Origin of the sequence: Streptomyces canus (genome assembly GCF_041435015.1) — a bacterium.
Lineage (GTDB): Bacteria > Actinomycetota > Actinomycetes > Streptomycetales > Streptomycetaceae > Streptomyces > Streptomyces canus_G.
The window spans coordinates 7,622,301-7,642,048 of record NZ_CP107989.1; the positions used below are offsets into that span (position 1 = coordinate 7,622,301).

Below are 19,748 nucleotides of genomic sequence, written 5' to 3' on the forward strand. Positions count from 1 at the left end.
AACGTGCGGATCGTCGTCACCAACTGCAACACCACGCAGGAGATGACCGAGGAGATCGTACGAGGTGCCCGGGCCGTCGCAGGCCCGGGCACCGCCGTGCTCGGACTCACCCCGCGGTGGGGACCCGAGTCCGCGGAGGGCTGGCTCGACAGCTATCTCTCCGCGGCGGCGGTCATCGACCTGCTGCGCACGTATGAGGGTCCTCCCTACGACGCCGTCGTCATGGCCGGCTTCGGCGAGCACGGCCGGGAGGGCGTCCGGGAGCTGGTGGACGTACCGGTCGTCGACATCACCGAGGCCGCCGCCCATCTGGCCTGTCTGCTCGGCCGGCGCTACGGCGTGGTGACCACGCTGGAGCGGTCGTGCGGGCAGATCGAGGACAGCCTGGAGCTGGCGGGGGTGGGGCGCAACTGCGCCGCCGTGGTCGGGACCGGACTGGGGGTTCTCGACCTGGGCGACGCCGACCGCACGGAGGCCGCGTTCCTGGCGGCCGCCGAGCGGGTGCGGGAGGCGGGCGCCGAGGTCCTGGTGCTGGGGTGCGCGGGGATGACCGGGCTGCAACGGACGGTGGGGGAGAAGCTGGGGCTTCCCGTCGTCGACGGGGTGGGGGCGGCGGTGAAGCTCGCGGAGTCGCTGGTGGGGCTGGGGCTGAACACCAGTCGGGCGGGCGGGTATGCCAAGCCGGTGCCGAAGAGGCGGGTGTGGGGAGCGCGGTCGGACTGACCAGGTTCGAAGCGGCACGCTTCAGGGCCGCCACACATACCGCACGTCCGGCTCCCGCTCCTCGTTGCCGCTGCCGTCGGTGCGTTCGGCCTCGACGAAGCCGTGCCGTTCGTAGAAGCGGTGGGCCGGTTTGTTGACCTGGAAGGTCCACAGGCCCAGCCCCCGCGGACTGCGCTCCTTGGCGAGCGCGACGAACCGGTCGCCGATGCCGCGCCCTCGCCAGGCGGGGTCGAGATACAGCTGGGACAGCAGATCGTCGGCGAGGACCATGAGGCCCACGACCTGTTCCTCCGCCACGGCCACCCACGTCTCCCGCGACGGCACCACGACGTCCCGGATGTAGGCGCGCACCTCGTCGTCGGACCGGGGCCGTACGACCGTCGGCAACGCGGCGGCGAAGGAGCGCAGATAGACGTCGGCCGTGGCGGAGGCGTCGGAGGCGGTGGCCCGGCGGATGACGACCGCGCTCATCGCGAGGCCTTCTCCGGTACGACGGCCGTGGCCGTGATCTCCACCAACTGGCCGGTGTAGCCGAGGCAGGCCACCCCGATCAGCGTCGACGAGTGCGGGCCGGTGCTCAGCCCGGACGCCTCCACGACCTCCCACACGGCGGACAGCACCGCCGGCTCGCTGCTCACGACGTGCACGTCGGTGGCCAGCACGTGCTCCAAGTCGCTTCCCACCGCGTGCAGTTGCTCCCGAAGGTTCGCGATCACCTGCTCGGCCTGCCGCGCCGGATCCCCCTCACCGACGAGGTTCCCCTTCGCGTCCAGCGGAACGGACCCGGCCAGAAACGCGAGCTTCGTGCCGGCCTCGACGACGGAGGCGTGGGAGTAGGTCGGCGGCGGGAACAGGGCCGGGGCGGTGACGCGCTGGATCACGTGGACTCCTGGGGTGAACGGCGGACAACTTTCCGATCATCGGGGGCGGGGGACGGGACCGCACCTGAATTTCCGGGACCGGACTCCCGTTCGCCCGACCGGCGTTCACACTCCTGCGCAAGGTCGGGGTACCCCGGGGAGGACTCCGGGGGCCTGCCCCTCGCGATGCGTGCGAGCACCTCCCGCCGCCTCCGCGACGCGGCCTCCCTCACCGCGGCGGACCGCCGGGCGGCAACGGCCGAAACGGCTCTGAACTCCGCGCTCCGCTCAGCGGCCTCGACCCGCTCGACACTGTAGAGACGAATCGGCGGGGCCGTACGGGACAACGGGTTGGCCCGCCGCAGATCGGGCTCGCCCAGCAGCCGGCGGATCATGCCGGCGGTCCAGCCGCGAGCCCGTAGGCCGGCGGCGGAGAGATGCGTGCGGTGCGCTCGCGGGTCAGGATCCTTCTCGTACGTCGTCATCGCCGACTCCCCCGTTGCCGTAACACTGAGTGACGACTTCATTGATAACGCGTGCCACTGACAACGGCCCTCGCGGCTGTGCCGTGCGGAGGCGCCGGCCGCGTAATTCCGTGGAGGGCGGCCCCCGGGCTTCGTACGCTGCACCCATGCCCCCCACACACTCCGACGCCGCCTTCCTCGACACCACCGCCGACCGTCTCGCCGCCCTCCCCGGTGTCCGGGCCGTCGCCCTCGGTGGCTCCCGCGCCCAGGGGACCGCACGGCCGGACAGCGACTGGGACCTGGCGGTCTACTACCGGGGCGCCTTCGACCCGGCCGATCTCCGTGCCGTCGGCTGGGAGGGCGAGGTGTCCGAGATCGGCGGCTGGGGTGGCGGGGTGTTCAACGGGGGTGCCTGGCTGACGATCGACCAGCGGCGGGTCGACGTCCACTACCGGGACCTCGAGGTCGTGGAACGGGAGTTGGCGGAGGCGGAGGAGGGGCGGTTCCGGGTGGAGCCGTTGCTGTTCCATCTCGCGGGGATCCCCAGCTACTTGATCGTCGCGGAGCTGGCGATCAACAGGGTGCTGCGGGGCGAACTCCCGCGACCAGCCGCTTATCCCGAGAAGCTGCGCACTTCCGCCGCCGAACGCTGGCACGGCACGGCCCGTGCCACCCTCGCGTACGCAAAGGCGAACCACGCACCGGCAGGCCGCCTCACGGAGGTCGCGGGCGCCCTCGCCACCGCTGCCGTACAGGCCGGGCATGGAGTTCTGGCGGCTCGGGGGGAGTGGGTGACCAATGAGAAGCGGTTGTTGGAGCGGGTGGGGTTGCGGGGTGTCGACGACCTCTTGGCCGGGATGGGGCGGCAGCCCGAGGCGCTGGCTGCCGCCCTGTCTGAGGCCGAGGCGTTCTTCACCGGCGCTGGTGACCAGGGTCTGCTGAGGCGCTAGCTTGCGAGCAGTGGCTCCAGGAAGCGGCTGGGCGTTCCGTGCCAGAAGATCGCCAGCGAATCGCGTGAACGGGTGGCCGCGACGAAGAGGAGGGAGCGGGCCCGCTGAAGTTCACGGCGGTAACGCAGCGCGTCTGTGCGCCGCATACCGATCACCTCTGTGCGCGGCACAAGGCCTTCGCTCACCCCGGCGATGATCATGCGCTGGTACTCAAGTCCCTTGAACCGGAACATCGTGCCGATGTGCACACCGTCATCGCCGCGTGGGCCGTCCGGGCCGATCTCCACCGCACGGATGCCGGACTGGGCCAGCGACACCGCGACTTGTTGAGCCATGGCGTTGGTGGGCACGCAGATGGCGATCTGCTCCAGGGGGATGTCGTCCCACTGGGAGATCAGTTCGGTGATCGCCTCGCGTTCGGCCTCCCAGTCGGCGCTCGGGTGGAGTTCGGGCACTGCGCCGTTCAGGACGGACCGGTATCCGGCCAGAGTCTCCGCGTTGCCGTCGAGGTCGTCGAACGACTCGCCGCTCAGCACCCCGAGTGCCGAGCCGAGGATCTGCCGGGTGGTCCGGTAACTGAGGGTGAGCTTGGCGGACCGGCCGCGGATGTTGATGCCGAGGCTGCCCAGGGTCACCTGGTTGTTGTAGATGCGCTGGTGGGTGTCGCCGACGAGGAAGATGTCGTTGCGGTCTCTGGCGACCATGGCGCGCAGCATCTTCCAGTGCCCCGGCCGAAGGTCCTGGGCCTCATCCACGACGATGTGCCGGTAGCGGTAGCGCAGCCATCCGGCTGAACCGTCCTGGAGGTGGATGTTGTCCAGGCCGCCATGCTCCGCGCGTTGCTGCTCGACGATCTGCATGCGCCGCTCACGCTCCGTCTCCAGCCGCGCGGCCCGCTCGGCGACCTGCGCCCACGTCTGGCGCCCGAGACTGTCCAGCCGCTGGGTGAACTTCTCGGCCAGCTGCCAGATCTCGGCTCGCTCGGGCCGGGTGATGTTCCGTCCCCGGCCCGCCCGACGCGCCCGGAAGTAGTCGGTGCGGGAAGCAACGGCCTGGCCGAGGATCACTTGTGTCCACTCGTCCTGGAGGAACTCCGCGTCCCAGGTCGTCTCACCGAGCTCGTCGAGCATGGCGCGCCACTCGCGGAGCACCTGATTGTCGTCGATCGTCTGCTTGGTGCTGCCGGGCTCCGCCTCCCGGACCACGCGCAGTGCCAGTTGGTCGACATGGCTGATGTCCACGCGGGACAGCAGCCGCTCGCCACCGAGTTCCAGCAGCCGCGCACGGAGGTCCGCCGCGAGGTTCTTGTTGTACGTGGTCAGCAGCACCTGCTTGGTGCGGCCCTGGGGGAGTTGCTCGACCAGATGCTTCACGCGGTGCAGGGCGACGATGGTCTTGCCTGTCCCCGGGCCGCCGCCGACGCGGGCCGGACCGGAGTAGTCACGCTCGACCAGCTTGGACTGCGTGGGGTGCAGGAACACCTTCCAGCGCCCGAAGTCCTCGCCTTCCAAGGCCTCCCGCAGCGCCTCGTCAGTGGTGGTGACCATCGTCGCCGGGCGTTCGGCGGCGGTCTGGAAGTCCTCGGTGTCGACCGGTTCGGGTGCGGCGACCGGGGCCGTCACCTGCTCCAGCACGTCCTCGTACGACGTGCCATCGAAGAGCGACAGCAGGATCTCGCCGGTCAGCTGCGGCGCGTACTCGCTGAGTCCGAGCAGTTGTTCCTCGGTGGTGAGCGTGCGGATCACCGGTACGAGCGGCTCGGCCACGCCGAGGTCGGTGAGCTGCTGGTCCGAAAATAGTGCGAACAGCGGTTCCGGCTGCGCGGTTTCAGGCTGCGCACGGGGAGTCGGCCCGGCTGTCGGCGGGGCGGTTGCCGTCCGCCTGAGGACGCTCTCCTCGACGACCTGGAGGTCGACGTACTCGATGCCGCCGGTGACCTGGTTGATGCCATAGGAGAGGCGGTCGAGGTTCTCGTAGACCTCTTTGCGGTGCTTGACCGAGACGATCAGCCAGTCACTGTCGGCGAGGCGCAGCAGCAGGGCGCGGTACTCGTCGTTGACGCGCGCGGACCAGAGCCTGCTGTCGCCCTTCAGCTGCTTCAACTGGAGGCCGGTGGCCTGCGGGTTCGCCTTGAACTTGTGCTGGAAGTCGTACAGCGCGCCCTTGACCGTCCGGGGGAGCTTGAGGATCTCCTTGTCGGCCTTGTCGAGCAGACGCAGGGTCACGCTCGCGGTGTTCATCGGTGGGGCTCCCCCTGAGTCGTTCCGGTCGTTCCGTCTTCTCGCTGATCACGATGCCTGCCGGGCGCATATGGTTGCGGTTGCGCGGCCAGCCGTTCCGCCAGGTCTCCGGCCGTCCACTCACTCGCGGGACGTACGTCCCACCCCGCGCTGACGAACGCGGCGTCCCGGTCCTGAGCCTCGTAGTCCGGATCGGAGCCAACGGGACGGGGCGCCAGGACCACGGCGATCCTGCGGTCCGGCCAGGCGAGTTCGGCCATCCAGCCGCGGTCGTCGAGCTCGAAGCCGGCGACGGGCACGGGTGCCGCCATCGAGGCGAGCGCCACTGCCAGCAGCTGGAGTCCGGGCTCGTCCGGATCGAGGTACTCCAGCACGGAGTCCCAGCCGGTGGTCGCGGGCGCGCTTCCGCTCGGCTCCGTCGCGGTCGGCGTCGCCTCAGGAGCCTCCCGGAAGTCCGGCTCGGCAGGCTGCTCGCCGGCACCGATCCCGAGCTCGATCCGGGTGGAGGCCAGCCAGCCGGAGCCACCGGTCACCGCGAAAGTGTCGGCCGAGAAACCGTCCAGCAGGCTTGCGGTCAGCTGGGCGCTGTCGCCTCCGCCGTGCTCCAGGAACTGCAGCAGGTTGCTCCAGTACAGCCAGGCCCGCCAACGTTTGCGGTGAGCGTCGGCGTTCGCCACGGCTGTGGGGCTGTCGTCCAGCACGGTGGCCGCCGTCCAAGCGGGCGGCTTGTGCCGGGCGTCCGCGACAGCCGTGACGCAGCAGCCCGACCGGTCCACCGCGGCGAGGACGCGCAGCGGCCCGCCGCGGCCCTGCGGCGGGGTGCCGTGCAGGGCCGCAGTGAGCTGTGCCCCGACGGCTTCCTCGGATACGGCCGCCATGTGAGGGCGGGTCCCGGTGAGGCCGGCCACGACCGATTCCACACGTGCCAGCCATGCGTCGGCGTCCGGAGATCGCAGATAGGAGAGCAACAGATCCGCCGGGTTGATCCAGACCGTGTGGGCGAGCTCGCCCGGCAGGCCACCCCGCACCTCGTCGTAGTACTTCCGGGCCTGCTGCGTGCCGAGGTCGCCGTAGGGATGCCAGACCGGATCCGCGGGCCCGGCAGCGGCATAGCCGGTGTCGCGCACCCGGGTGCGCCACTCCTTCACGTCGAAGTAGGTGAGCTGGAAGACGCGCAGCCCTTCCGCACGCAGCCGAGTGCGCTTGGCGGCGTCATCGGCCAGCCGGTTGTGCTTCGGGGTGGCATGGAACTCGTAGCCGTCGAGGTAGAGCGCGAGGCGCGGGCCGGGAGCGTCGAGGCGCTCGAAGAGGACGTCCGGACGCGTCCCGTCCAGGGCTCGCTGCTGCGAGACCCGCCAACTGAGCGTCGAGCCGTCCGCGCCGGTCAGCCTGAGATCCAGTGAGTACGTGCCGGCCGTGGTCGTGTACGCGTCGGCGCTGGCGCGCGAGTCGGGATGCCCCGCCCATTCCTTGAGCGTCTCGATGAACATGACCTCCAGGTCGCTCTCCGCCTGACGCTCCAGCGGGATGTGGTGCGTGGCCGCGACGGGTGAGGTCTTCCAGGTCTCACCGGTCTTGCCGAGCAACTCGTCGAACATCTGCCGGACTTCGTTCCGGCTCACCCGGTCGTAGTCGCCCGCCGGGACGCGGCGCAGCAGACACCGGTGGCAGCCGTCCATGCCCTTCTCGATGCACGGGCAGCTCTCGATGACCTCGCGTGCCCTGAGCAGTACCTCACGGAAGCCGTCGGCCGACGCCAGCCGGTGAAGGTATCCGGTGCCGCCCGGCAGCCGGTCGTACACCACGAGGAAACGCCGGGGCCAGTCGGCGTCGCCGCCGTCGGGCATCGAGGCGGAGGCGATGTCGATGTGGTCGGGGTCGCCTCCGTACCGTGCCGCTATGCCCACGAACAGGGCGGCGGTGAACGATGCCAGCCGCTCCTTGGCACGAGCGACGGACGCCGGCAACAGGATGCGTACGGCCTCGGTGACCAACTCGTGGGCGAGCAACAGCGGCACGTCCTGGCCTTTGCCCTGCTGGTCTCCGGCGTCCCGTGTCTTGCGGCGCGGGCACCACAGCAGATGGTGGGCGCTCGCCCTGTTGCTCGTGGCGAGGGACTCCGTGAGCGCCCCTGATGCCTGGTCGACGACGGGGCGTCCGTCGGCGGTGGCACCCCCGCAACTCGTGCACACGTAGAAGGGGTTGAGCCGGACGTCGTCCCCCGCGACCGGCACGGTGCTGCCGCCGTCCTGCCGGTCGAGCCCGAGGTTGAGGGTTCTGATGACGGCGCGCCGGGTGAAGTCGACACCGAAGACGGCCGTTTCGTGCCGCCAGGAGCCGGGTGCCAGATGCACCGGATCGATGTCGACGGTCGTGAGCATCGCGTAGCGACGGCGGTCCCGCTCGTCCTTGTCGTCCCGGACCCTGGCGTCGTCGCGTTTGTCGCGGGCGATGACCCGCTTGGGCTCCATGACGTACTGGACGCATCCGGCGTCGGCGATCTCCCGTCCACCGCAGCGCGGGCACGGCGAGGTGTCCGTCCTCGCGTTCTCGGTGCGGGCGTAGCCGCACGCCGGGCACAGCCGCCACACGGACCAGGCGCGCCGCTCCGGGCTGCCGATGTCCAGGGCGCGTACGACGTGCTTGTAGCCGTTGACGTAGAAGCTGTTGCCCGGGGCGAGTTCGGAGAGGGAGAGCCTGCGGGATCGCTCGTAGTCCCGTACCTCGCTGCGGTACGTCTTCTTCGAACCCCCGGCTTCGCCCTCGCCGTCTTCGCCGTCAGCGCCTCGCTCCTCCGTCCAGTAGAGGGTGGCCTCCAGCTGGGTCGTCGTGTCGGCGAGGCTGTAGTTCGGCAGCAGGCCCAGATCGACGAGCGCGCTGTGGGCGCTGCTCTGGCTCAGTTCACGCAGCAGGTCGCCAGTGGCGCGGCGCTCGGCGATCAACTCGCGGTATTCACGGTCCTGTTCAGGGTCGGAGCGCACGAGTCCGCCCATCGCCGTGTCGATGGCCGCGATGCGCCGGCGCAGTTCCTCGCGCCGCCCCGTCCAGTCCTCCTCGGCCTCCTGCAGGGCCCGAACGATGCCGCCCGTCGCGTACGCGCGCAGCTCGTCGGCGGCGTGCTCGGAGATTCCCCAGCCGTCCGCCCCGCCGACGGGAAACAGGGCCAGGAAATCCTCGACCAGACGCGCGCCATGGGTGAGCGCGGCGTCCGCGAGGTCCTGGGACCAGCCGGTGATGCCGAAGAGCGCCGACACCAGCCGCGGCGCGGGCTGGAGCCGCTCCCCGTCGGCAGTGGTGAGCGAACCGAGGGCCGCCAGGTCCAGGAGATGCGCCGTGTACTGACGGCGCAGGATCTCCACCGCGGACAGATAGCAGCCGGGCGGCACGATGTCGCCCGCGATCATCTCCCGGGGCTCGTCCAGGTAGTAGAGGTCACGGGCACGCCTGCCACCGAAGGCGACGATCAGCGCGTTGCCGGTCTTTCGCCCGGCCCGCCCCGCCCGCTGCACATAGTTCGCCGGGCCCTTCGGCAGGGAGCCGAGCAGTACGGCCGACAAGTCGCCGATGTCGATGCCGAGTTCGAGAGTGGGCGTGCAGGAGAGCACGTTCGGGTCGGTGTAGTGCGTGCCCTCCCGGAAGGTCCGCTCGACGCGTTCGCGCTGCGGACGCGTGAGCATGCCCGTGTGCTCCGCGGTGACCACACGGAAGGTGCCGCCCGTCAGATACAGGCGCCGGTAGTAGTCGTTCCGGTAGTCGCGCTCCCGAGAGCCGCCGAAGCTGCCGGACGTGCTGGTGACGCTGACGGAGACGTCGGACTGCGGCGGCCGGAGCACGCCCGGGCAGCGGTACCGCGGACACGGATGCCCGTACCAGCGGGTTCTGCGCTCGGGCAGCACGACCTGTTCCCAGCCGCAGTCCCCGCAGCTGACGAAGGACTTGTTGACCACAGCGTCGTCGAGCAGCCGCACGTCGATGTGGCCGGGCTGGAGGCCGTACACCTTGGTGGTCCGGTCCTGTGCCGTGCGCACCGCGAGGACGTGTTCCTCCGCCAGCACCGGCAGCAGCCGGCGCAGATACTCGCTCGCGCCGGCCGAGTCCAGGCCGAGGCAGCGGCGAGTCCAGTCCTGGTACCAGCCCAGCCTGCCGGTGGCCGCGTCGAACGTCGACTTCTCCTTCGGCCCGTCCAGGAGGAATCTCGGAGCGGCCACCCCGTCCGGAAACGCCGGCATGCCGTCGGGCCGCCCGCCCCACACCTTGAACCGGGTCACGCCCGCGTCCCGCATCCACGGCTCCAGCCACCGGTGCCGGACGCCACCGCGCTGCCGTACCCGTTCCAACAGTCCGCGGACGAAGGCCAGATAGCGCTCGGGCGTGGGCAGCCCGCCCACCGCGACGAGCTGACCGGGCAGCGACAGATGCAGATCGCGCGCGAGCGCTGTGACGCGGTCCGGGTCCTCGATGACGACCTCGGCGGCGGCGGTACGGGTGAGTTCCAGCGTGCGCCCTTGACGCGAACGCAGACCGAACTCCATGACCGTGGCGAAGGCCAGCCGCTCACCGATGAGCTTCCACGTACGGGCATCCCCCGTGCCCCGCCCGGACAGCAGCCGGTCCACACCCGGCTCGTCGTGCAGGTCGGGCGGCACCACGGCCGCCAGCACCTGGGGGTCGTCGACGGAGTCGAGCACGTTCCCGATCAGGTCATTGAGCGGCACCGGCTCCGGCGAGTCGTCCAGAGCGTGCGCGAGCAGCGATCGCAGGGAGAACTTGTACGAGGCGTTGGCGACGTACCCCGCCCGGTGCGCGGCGTCCTGGGTGGAGTCGTTGAAGAGCAGCGTCTTGCGCTCCTCCGGGACGAGCGCGATGTCCCCGCCCGTGAACAGCTGGGTGATGGTGGCGGAGGCCAGCGCGGCGAGCGACGTGCCGAGGAAACGGATGCCGTTGTCCGCGTTGCAGGCGGGGCAGCGGTCCTCGACGGCGGCCCGGTCCGCGGACTTCTTGTCCGTGATGGCCAGTGCGAACCAGCCGTCCTGCAGTTCGTCGCGGTCCGCGGCCGTCGGCAGCCGGTACGTCCCCTGCGCACCGTCGAGTACGACGACGGAGAGCGGGTCGACGCCGCTTCCCGACGATGCCCTGGCACCGGTGAGGGCGCCCAGCGCTTCGTCCCGCTCGGCGGGCGTGGCGGAGATGAAGTACCGGATACGCCGCTTGTCGCGGCCGATTCCCGCGCGCCACACCTTGTCCTGGGCCATCACGAGCTGCTGCGGATCAGCCTCCGGAGACAGTGCGGCCCACCCGGACCGCCCGCAGTTGCGGCAGTAGACGGCGGGCAGATGTACGGCTGCGGGCCGCACCGCCGTGTCCGAGCCGGGCTGCGCCAGCGCCCGCCTCGCGTCACCGGACGGCCACGACCCGGACGACCGTTCGTCCTCGCCACCCCCCGCGGGCGGTGTGGCGAGGGCCGCCCTGCGCGCCGCGGTGCGGTCGTCCTCGTACCAGCGGAATTCCGGCGTCGGCCCCACGCCGCGCAGCACGCGCGTGACGGGCCGCACCCACAGATGTGCCTCCACGTGCAGCAGCGGCCGGGGCCGCTTCTCGTCCGACTCGGGATCTCGGGCGGCGGACAGCAGCGCCACGAAGCGCGACAGGGCTTGCAGCACGAGCCGCGGATTCTCCCGGGCGGCCCGCCCCCACGCATACCCGAACCGGCTCATCCGGTCCCGCAGTTCCCATTCGCCGAGCGGCTCGCCGTCCAGGAGCGAGAGCACTCCGTGGGTGAAGTCATGCCGCTTGAGAAGCCTGCCGAGCGCGAACGCGTCGAGCCCCCGCCGTCCGAGGAGCCTCTCCGCGAGCCCGTCGAGGTCCAGCAGGTCGGGGCGTGCTTCTACGCCGAGGCCGCCGGAGCAGTCGATGACCTCTTTCGGAGTCGGCGGCTCGGGCAGTTCGTAGTCCACCTCGCCGGTAAATTGTCCGGCGGACATACGCTCTTCACCGATCACGGCGTCCGCTGCGAACGGCATCCCGAAGACCTGAGCGGCGACATCGAGGAGGCCGACCTCCTGGCCGCCGCCGGAACCGCCCTCACCCAGGGTCGCGGACGTCGCCACCGGACAGATCGCCCCGAGCGGCCGCCCCGGCCTGCTCTGTCCGGTCGCCGAGGCGAGTCGGCGCAGCAGCATCGCGACATCGGTGCCTTGCGCCCCGTCGTAGGTGTGGAACTCGTCGAGCACCACGAACGCGATGTCGGCGCCCTCCCACAGGGGTCGGTCCTCGCCGCGCTGCAACAGCAGATCGAGCATCTTGTAGTTGGTGATCAGCACATCGGGCGGCGTGAGCCGCATCTCCTCACGCCGGGTCAGCACCCGCCGGAAGTCGGTGTCCGGCCGGTCACCGATGTAGAGGCCCGCGGTGACCTGGGCGAGCTCCGGCTGCGCGAGGTACTCGCCGATACGCCCCGCCTGGTCGGTGGCGAGCGCGTTCATCGGGTACAGCAGGACGGCCTTGAGCCCGCTCCGCCCACGCGCCTTCTCCCGCCGGCAGTGGTCGAGGACGGGCACGAGAAAGGACTCCGTCTTGCCCGAGCCGGTCCCCGTGGTGACCAACGTGGGCCGCGCCGGCCCGTGGAGCGTGCTCAGCCGCTCCCACGCCTTGGCCTGATGCCGGTACGGCGGAAAGCCGGGAGCCCATTCGAGATGCCGCTGCCAGCCGTCGTCGGCTTTGTGGAACGGCGTCCTGATCCGCAGATACGGACCGCGGAAAATGCCCGTCTCCGGGTGCCCGAGGAAGCGCTCCAGGGCGAGACGGGTGTCTCCGTCGGTGAGGGCGTACGTCGTCGTGAGGTACTGGATCAAACTGCCGCGGACCTGCGCTGCGGCCAGGGTCGGCCTCACGACGTACTCCTTCACCCCAGGATGTTGTACGGCCCAACCGTATAGCGGGCATCTGACAGCGTCCCCGGATTCACGGCTCACATGAGCGGCCCATGGCCGGAATCGCCTTCTTTCGTCACCGAGAGTCCCACTTCACCCTTCAACCAGGGGCGATACGGCGATGCAGCGGGGTCTGGGGGAAGCCGCGATGGTCGAGCCGATCTACGTACCGGTCCTGCCGGCACGGCGGGACGCCTGGAACGCCTACGCGGAACTGGACGTGCGCGTTCGACGGCGGATCGCTCCGTTGTGGACACTCGTCCCGCACACCGGACGGGAGCGCCCACGTGGCGGGAGGGCAGCACCGGCCCGTGCCCCGGACATCGCCCAGACCGCACTCGACCGTTGGCTCGCTCCGCGCACGGACCAACTGATCGAGGCGATGGACGGAATGCCCGGCTGGGTGGACCCCGTCCATGTCGAAGGCAGCCTCCACGCGGCGGCGGTGAGCCTGTGGCGACTGACGACCCGGAGCGCCCTACGACTGGTCACTGGCCCGGAGCGGGATCCCACTCTGCAGCGCTACGCCGCCGACCTCGCCTTCCTCAGCGGGCGCGGAATCGGCATACGCGTGCTGGTCGACACCCCGCCGGACGAGCCTCAGCGGACGGAGCTGCTGAGGTTGATCGACCGCCTCTGCCTGCCGCCTTCGCGGATGGACCTGATCCTGGACATCGGAGCGGTCGCGGACGCGGCGGAGGCGAGCAAGAGGGCCATCGCGGCCTTGGACCTCCTGGGTGCGCTGGTCCCGTGGCGGACGGTCGTGCTGACGTCCGGCGCCTTTCCCCGTCTGTACGACAGCCCTGGCGCGGAGTCCTTCTCCTACGTTGCTCCGCGCCACGACCGACAGCTGTACGGGGCGGTGCGGGCGGCCCGCCCGGCGTTCCCGAGAGCCCTGGTCTACGGGGACTACTCGACGGAGCACGCCTTCAGCGCGAACATCCCCCATGTGCGGGCGCCGGGGCCGCCGTGGGGACTGATGCGCTACACCGCACCGGACGGCTTCCTCATCGGGCGGGCCCCCACCCGGGGAAACGACCGAGTGGACCGGGTCCGTGCCACGGCCCGCTGGATCACGGAGTCCGAGGCGTTCCGGGGTGCCGAATACAGCGACGGCGAGCGCTGGTTGTCCGAGTGCGCGCGGGGAGCGGGCTCCAAGGGGTCGGGGAACGCGGAGACCTGGATCAGGGTGGGGCATGTCCAGCACATGAGCTTTGTCGTGCGCCAACTTGTCATGGGCGATCGCCCGTGAGTCGGCCACAAGGTGAGCGTGCGTGGAGTGGGACGGAGACTGACCGCGAGGGGTGTGATGACCGCTCGCGGCCGAGATGCGGCTGGTGTTCCCCAAACTAGGCGGTCTAGCATGATCGTTCACTTGTGCGACGTTCGATGAGGGCTACGACGGGGGCGGCTGGAGTGAGTGCCGAGGCGTTGCGGGGACGGCTGACGGACCTGGCGGCTGTGGGGCAGGGCAACCTGCGTGCGGTCGTGGGGGAGTTCCGGCGCAGCGAGGTGCTGGTGCCGGTGGTGGACGGTTCGTTGGTGTCGGTGGAGGCGGGCGGGATTCGCTGGCTGTTCGCGTTTACGGACGAGGCGGCGTTGGAGCGTTTCGCCGAGGCGCGGGGTGAGGCTGTGCCGGAGCGAATACCCGTGCACGGGGCGCGGCTGCTGGACCAGGTGATCCCGAAGGTGGGCGGCCCGGCGGGGGTCGCGGTGGACGCGGGCAGCCCGACGGGCCTCGCGCTGCCGCCGGTTGCGGGGATCGTGCCGGACGCGGTGGCTGTGGACGGCGCTTCGAAGGAGCCGGTGGCATGAGTGACGGCTACCAGGTCGATCCGGAGGCGATGGAACGGATCACCCGCGGCATCAACCAGGCGATGGCGGAGCTGAAGGAGTTCGGCTTCGACATCGAGGCGAACCTGGGCCGCGGCTTCGACGACCTGTCGATGACCGGCCTGGAGGTGGGCGACGACGGCCTCCAGCAGGTGTTCGGGGACTTCTGCGACCGCTGGGGCTGGGGTGTGCGTTCGCTGATGCGGGACGCGAACGAGTTCGCGGGCCGGCTGGGGCTGTCGGCGGGGATCTACCACGAGCAGGAGCAGTACGTCTCCGACACCTTGAAGTCGGTGTGGACGGCGGGCACGGGCAACCCGTACCTGTCCCCGGACGAGGTGAAGGCACGTTCCTGGTCGGAGACGCTGAAGGACAACCCGGTCAGCCAGGTGGCGAACGCGGACTACAGCGCGGAGTCGTTCACGTCGGGTGCGGACGAGGTGAAGGCGGCCTGGACCCAGGCGGCGGAGGACGTTTCGACATCGACGGTGACGCCGGACGCGTTCCTCGACCCGGATACGGACTGGCAGTGGAGCGGCCCGCCTCAGGCCTCTGCTGAGGGGGAGGGTGAGGGCTGATGGGGTTCGGGGATCTGGTCGACGACTTCGGCGACGGCCTGGAAAGCGCGGCCGACGGCCTGAACAAGGGCGTCGGCGAGGCCGTCAACTGGGGCACGGACAAGACGGCGGGACTGCTCTCGAAGGTGGGCGCGGACGGCGCGGCCGAGAACGTCCGGGACTTCGGCGAGAGCGTGAACAACCGCCTGGGCGGCACGGTCGCCGAACGCGCCTTGGGCGAGACCGAGGACCCGAAGGAGCTCGTCCATGGCAGCGAGCCGGCGCTGCGCGAACGGGCCGGGCATCTGCGGAAGTTCGCGGGCGCCTTCGAGAACGTCGGCCAGGGCATGCGGTCGCTGGACCCGGGGGAGTGGCGGGGCCAGGCCGCGGACGCGTTCCGCGCGAAGTTCGACGTACAGCCGAAGCAGTGGTTGACGGCGGCGGACGCGTGCACGTCGGCCGCGGCCGCGCTGGAGGCGTACGCGGACACGGTGGCCTGGGCGCAGGGGCGCGCGCAGGCGGCGATCGAGACGTACCGCGCCGCTCAGGACGCCTCCCGGCGGGCGGCGGACGCTTACGACGCGCAGGTGTCGGCGTACAACCGGGCGGCCGAGCGATACAACGCGACCGCCGAGGCGGGCGGCGACCCGGGCGTGAAGCCGACGAAGCCCGGCGATTTCGTCGACCCTGGGACGGCGGGCCGCCAGGAGGCGCAGGACATCCTGTCCGACGCCCGCAGCCAGCGTACGGATGCCGCTGGGGACGCCCGCCGCAAGATGGCCGCCGCCCTGGAATCGGCCCCACCGAAACCGGAGTTCACCGACCGTATGGGCGCGGATGCGGCGGACCTGTTCGTCGGCACCCAACTCAACTCGGTCCATGTCGCGGGAGGCCTCCTGCGCGGCGGCACGGACATGCTGAAGCTGGCCCGCACGGTCAACCCGCTGGACCCCTACAACCTCACCCACCCCGGCGACTGGGGCAAGAACTCCCAGCTGCTGCTGGCCGGTCTGGTGGGGACGGCGGCCCACCCGGAACGCCTGCCGATGTCGATCCTGGGCACGGGGTGGTCCAGCGACCCGGGGGACTCGGCGGGGTATCTGTTCTCGAACCTGATCGGCGGGAAGGGGGCGGGAGGGCTGGGCCGGGCGGCGCTCCTGCGGGACGGGCTGCGCGGGGTTGCCAAGGATGCGGCCACGGGAGCCGCGCGCCAAGGCACGCGCCGGGGACTCATGGACGTCGCGCGGGAACTGAAGTGCAGGCTGTTCGGCGGCGACCCGATCGACATGGCCACCGGCCGCATGTCCCTCCCGCAGACGGATGTGACGCTACCGGCCCGGCTTCCCCTGGTCTTCTCCCGCCAGTTCGAGTCGTCGTACCGGGCGGGCCGCTGGTTCGGCCCGTGCTGGACGTCGACGGCCGACCAGCGCCTGGAGATCGACGCGGAGGGCGTCGTCTTCGTCCGCGAGGACGGCTCGTTGCTGGCGTATCCGCACCCGGCGCCGGGCGTCCCGGTTCTGCCGCTGGCGGGCGCTTCCTGGCCGCTGACGGTGGACGAGTGGGGCGACTACACGGTCACCGACCCGGAGTCCGGCCGTCTCTGGGACTTCGCGGGCCCGGGCGGCGACGGCATAGCTCTGTTGGCGCAGGTCATCGACCGCTCGGGCAGCCAGTGGCTGACCTTCGAGTACGACGACGAGGGCGCCCCTACAGGCATCGTGCACTCGTCCGGCTACGACCTGAGGATCACGACCGACGGCGGCCGCATCACCGCCCTGCACCTGGCCGACGACGTCGAATTGGTCCGCTTCACCTACGACGCGCACGGCCACCTGTCGACGGTGACGAACTCATCGGGCCTGCCGACCCGTTTCACCAACGACGCGATCGGCCGGATCACGGCATGGACGGACACGAACGACTCCTCGTACCACTACGTCTACGACGACGAGGACCGGTGTATCTCGCAGGGCGGCGAGGCGGGCCACCTGCGCAACACGTACACCTACGGCGAACCGGACCCGACCACCGGTCTTCGAACCGTCGCAGCGGTCAACTCGCTGGGGCACAGCACCCGTTACGAGGTCAACGGCGAGCTTCAGGTGGTGGTGGAAACCACCCCGGACGGCGCCACGACCCACACCACCTACGACCGGGCCCACCGCCCGCTGACCGTCACCGACCCCCTGGGCCGCACGCGTGGCTATGCCTACGACCGGGCGGGCCGTACGGTCCTGGCGATCCGTCCGGACGGCTGCTATAACAGCGTCGGCTACAACGACCACGGCCTGCCGGTCGCGGTGACCGGCGCGGATGGCACCCACGTCACCCAGGAGTTCGACGAGTTCGGCAACCGCACGTCGGTGACCGACGCCTCGGGTACGACGACCCGTTTCACGTACGACGACCAGGGCCACCTGGAGTCCGTCACCAACGCCCTCGGGGACACCACCCGGGTCCGCTGCAATGCGGCGGGCCTGCCCCTGGAGATCACCGACCCCCTGGGTGCGGTGACCCGCTACGAACGCGACGCCTTCGGCCGCCCGGTGACGATCACGGACCCGACGGGTTCCGTCACCCGCCTGGAGTGGACGGTGGAGGGCCGCCTGTCCCGCCGTACGGCGGCGGACGGCTCGGCGGAGTCCTGGACGTACGACGGCGAGGGCAACTGCACCACCCACACGGACGCGTCGGGCGCGGTCTCCCGCTACGAGTACACCCACTTCGACCTGCTGGCGGCCCGCACGGGCCCGGACGGCGTGCGCTACGAGTTCGACCACGACACGGAACTACGCCTCACGCGGGTGCTGAACCCGCAGGGCCTGACGTGGAGTTACGAGTACGACCCAGCGGGCCGCCTCATCGCGGAGACGGACTTCGACGACCGCAGGCTGACGTACGAGCACGACCCGGCAGGCCAACTGAGCGCCAGCACCACGGCATCCGGAGAGCCGATCACCTTCTTCCGTGACGTCCTGGGCCGGGTGATCCGCAAGGAGGCGGCCGGAGCGGTCACGACGTACGCCTACGACCCGACGGGCGCCCTGACGGAGGCGACGGGCCCGGACGCGTTGCTGACCCTTCACCGGGACGAGGCGGGCCGCGTGCTGTCGGAGACGGTCAACGGCCGCACGCTCACGCACACCTACGACGTGCTCGGTCGCCGCACCGGCCGCACCACGCCCACCGGCGCGACGACGACGTGGTCGTACGATGCATCGGGCAACCGCACAGGAATGGCGGTGTCGGGCCGCACCCTCACCTTCACGCACGACGAGGCAGGCCGCGAACTGGCCCGCCACATAGGCGAGTCGGTGACCCTGACCCAGGCCTTCGACCCCCGGGGCCGCCTGACGAAACAAGACATCATCGGCCCGGCCGGCAGCCATCTCCAGCACCGCGCGTACACCTACCGGGCCGACGGCAACCTCACCGCCATCGACGACGATCTGAACGGCACCCGCCACTTCGACGTCGATGTGGCGGGCCGGGTGACGGCGGTGCACGCGGCGAACTGGACGGAGACGTACGCGTACGACGAGGCGGGCAACCAGACGTCCGCGAGGTGGCCCTCCACGCACCCTGGCCATGAGGCAACCGGCACCCGCTCCTACAACGGAACCCGCATCACCCGCGCCGGCACCATCCGCTACGAACACGACGAAGCGGGCCGCGTCACCCTCCGCCAGAAATCCCGCCTGTCCCGCAAGCCGGACACCTGGCGCTACGCATGGGACGCGGAGGATCGCCTGACGGCGGTAACGACCCCCGACGGTACGACGTGGCGCTACCGCTACGACCCGTTGGGCCGCCGCATCGCGAAGCAACGGATGGCCCCCGACGGCGAATCGGTCCTGGAACAGGTGGACTTCACCTGGGACGGCACGATCCTCTGCGAACAGACCGCGACGTCAGCGGATTTGCCGAATCCGGTCACGCTGACCTGGGACCACCAAGGCCTGCGCCCGATCACCCAGACCGAACGCATCACCGCGGCGGAAGCCCCCCAGCAGGAGATCGACTCCCGCTTCTTCGCCATAGTCACGGACCTGGTCGGCACCCCGACCGAACTCATCGACGAGGCGGGCGACATCGCCTGGCGCACCCGCAGCACCCTGTGGGGCACCACGGCATGGACCGCGGACAGCACCGCGTACACCCCACTCCGCTTCCCCGGCCAGTACTACGACCCAGAAACCGGCCTGCACTACAACTACTTCCGCCACTACGACCCTGAGACCGGCCGCTACACCGCCCCTGACCCCCTTGGGCTCGAACCCGCGCCCAACCCGGTTGCCTATGTAAGCAATCCCCACGTCTGGATTGACCCGCTCGGGCTGACGCCTTGTGAGCCTGGTGAGGGTGAGCAAAGTCTTTACAAGGCGCCCCAGAGAGGACAGGGGCAGCATCAGTACGACAATGGTTACCTGGCTGATGACTTCCCTGGTGGTCCCGACGACCCCTATATGAATGGAATGGCCTACTTTGCAAAGGAACGAGAGCTCGCTGAAAGTTACGCAAAGTTTTACAAAGAAGGTGTGATTGAGGTTAGGATACCTGTGGCTGAATATGAGCGATATTTTGCAAAATTTGAGCACCCGTACGAGGGTGGGCCCCTGACGGAGCTGGAGATCCCGAACACTGACGTGGAGCGTCTCAATAACTACCCAAGGGAGTGGCACAGGTGAGCGATGAAGAAGAGTGGCAACGAGCCAAAGAGATTTATGGGGTTGGCTCTCGGGCGGCTGGTGTCGTCGTTGCTCATTTCCCATTCGGATTCTTTGTGCAGCTGGATGAGGCTCCAAATGTAAAAGGCTTTGTGGATATCATCTCTTATAATCCTAGCGGGGGCTCATGTGGCCCTGAGAGCTGGCCCGCCGTGGGAGGGCGTGTTGATGGTGTAGTGGCGGACCTGGTCGATCGGGACCATCAGGTAAGGATCCGCGTTGAACATCCCTCGGAGAAGAGCGGATGATAATCCGATGCGTTAAGTGAAAAATTCCAGCCGTTCCGCAATTCGCATGTGTGCGTTTTCGGCCTTGCGCTCCTCGGGCCTGGTCTCTGGCTCAACACCCCGTTTCGGTAGCGCGTTCGCATAGAACTCGGGCGATTACCTGAACCGCCGTCAAGGGCCCTGTATGGCGCCGGGAAACCGCTTGACTGCAACTGTATGCATGGGCATAGTCGGA

At 69.9% G+C, this 19,748-nt stretch carries 11 protein-coding genes; 7 read left to right on the top strand and 4 right to left on the bottom strand.

Features of this window, described 5'->3' with window-relative positions; genetic code table 11:
• Positions 1–3 precede the first annotated feature (3 nt).
• Entirely contained in the window at positions 4–723 is a 720-nt protein-coding gene (locus OG841_RS34810) for an aspartate/glutamate racemase family protein (RefSeq protein WP_365117947.1), read from the top strand.
• Positions 724–744: 21 nt separating this feature from the next.
• Here OG841_RS34810 and OG841_RS34815 read toward each other — a convergent pair whose 3' ends face one another.
• The gene (locus OG841_RS34815) at positions 745–1,194 is read right to left on the bottom strand and encodes a GNAT family N-acetyltransferase (protein WP_328637762.1); all 450 of its coding nucleotides are present in this window, start codon (positions 1,192–1,194) and stop codon (positions 745–747) included.
• On the bottom strand, positions 1,191–1,604 hold the full coding sequence (locus tag OG841_RS34820) for a RidA family protein (RefSeq protein WP_266566218.1): 414 nt from the start codon (positions 1,602–1,604) through the stop codon (positions 1,191–1,193). Before OG841_RS34820 ends, OG841_RS34815 begins: the two co-directional genes overlap by 4 nt.
• A gap of 610 nt (positions 1,605–2,214) precedes the next feature.
• Here OG841_RS34820 and OG841_RS34825 point away from each other — a divergent pair.
• Complete coding sequence (locus OG841_RS34825; protein WP_371568091.1) at positions 2,215–3,000, top strand: nucleotidyltransferase family protein; 786 nt, start codon at positions 2,215–2,217, stop codon at positions 2,998–3,000.
• On the opposite strand, the gene OG841_RS34830 is transcribed toward OG841_RS34825, so the two are convergent.
• Positions 2,997–5,240: a UvrD-helicase domain-containing protein gene (locus OG841_RS34830; protein WP_365117942.1), complete on the bottom strand. Its 2,244-nt coding sequence runs from the start codon at positions 5,238–5,240 to the stop codon at positions 2,997–2,999. The genes OG841_RS34825 and OG841_RS34830 overlap by 4 nt on opposite strands.
• The gene (locus OG841_RS34835; RefSeq protein ID WP_371568094.1) at positions 5,237–12,130 is read right to left on the bottom strand and encodes a DEAD/DEAH box helicase; all 6,894 of its coding nucleotides are present in this window, start codon (positions 12,128–12,130) and stop codon (positions 5,237–5,239) included. The genes OG841_RS34830 and OG841_RS34835 overlap by 4 nt, the downstream gene beginning before the upstream one ends.
• 187 nt (positions 12,131–12,317) lie before the next feature.
• Between OG841_RS34835 and OG841_RS34840 the strand changes: the two genes are divergently transcribed.
• The 5 genes from OG841_RS34840 to OG841_RS34860 all read left to right on the top strand — a co-directional run bounded on the left by OG841_RS34840 (position 12,318) and on the right by OG841_RS34860 (position 19,534).
• Positions 12,318–13,421 carry a beta family protein gene (locus tag OG841_RS34840; protein WP_371568097.1) on the top strand — a complete coding sequence of 368 codons (1,104 nt, stop codon included), beginning with the start codon at positions 12,318–12,320 and terminating at the stop codon, positions 13,419–13,421.
• Positions 13,422–13,558: 137 nt separating this feature from the next.
• The gene (locus tag OG841_RS34845) at positions 13,559–13,984 is read left to right on the top strand and encodes an SseB family protein (protein ID WP_365117936.1); all 426 of its coding nucleotides are present in this window, start codon (positions 13,559–13,561) and stop codon (positions 13,982–13,984) included.
• Complete coding sequence (locus OG841_RS34850) at positions 13,981–14,580, top strand: hypothetical protein (protein ID WP_371568100.1); 600 nt, start codon at positions 13,981–13,983, stop codon at positions 14,578–14,580. The genes OG841_RS34845 and OG841_RS34850 overlap by 4 nt, the downstream gene beginning before the upstream one ends.
• A complete protein-coding gene (locus OG841_RS34855) occupies positions 14,580–19,247 on the top strand; it encodes a putative T7SS-secreted protein (RefSeq protein ID WP_371568102.1) in 4,668 nt (1,555 codons plus the stop codon). The genes OG841_RS34850 and OG841_RS34855 overlap by 1 nt, the downstream gene beginning before the upstream one ends.
• Positions 19,244–19,534: a hypothetical protein gene (locus tag OG841_RS34860; RefSeq protein WP_365117928.1), complete on the top strand. Its 291-nt coding sequence runs from the start codon at positions 19,244–19,246 to the stop codon at positions 19,532–19,534. The genes OG841_RS34855 and OG841_RS34860 overlap by 4 nt, the downstream gene beginning before the upstream one ends.
• The last annotated feature ends 214 nt before the right edge of the window (positions 19,535–19,748 follow it).

Bases quoted from the DNA above. Each gene is read 5' to 3' on its own strand.
- OG841_RS34815 (WP_328637762.1), bottom strand. From the start codon at position 1,194: ATGAGCGCGGTCGTCATCCGCCGGGCCACCGCCTCCGACGCCTCCGCC.
- OG841_RS34855 (WP_371568102.1), top strand. From the start codon at position 14,580: ATGGGGTTCGGGGATCTGGTCGACGACTTCGGCGACGGCCTGGAAAGC.
- OG841_RS34840 (WP_371568097.1), top strand. From the start codon at position 12,318: ATGGTCGAGCCGATCTACGTACCGGTCCTGCCGGCACGGCGGGACGCC.
- OG841_RS34830 (WP_365117942.1), bottom strand. From the start codon at position 5,240: ATGAACACCGCGAGCGTGACCCTGCGTCTGCTCGACAAGGCCGACAAG.
- OG841_RS34850 (WP_371568100.1), top strand. From the start codon at position 13,981: ATGAGTGACGGCTACCAGGTCGATCCGGAGGCGATGGAACGGATCACC.
- OG841_RS34845 (WP_365117936.1), top strand. From the start codon at position 13,559: ATGAGGGCTACGACGGGGGCGGCTGGAGTGAGTGCCGAGGCGTTGCGG.
- OG841_RS34825 (WP_371568091.1), top strand. From the start codon at position 2,215: ATGCCCCCCACACACTCCGACGCCGCCTTCCTCGACACCACCGCCGAC.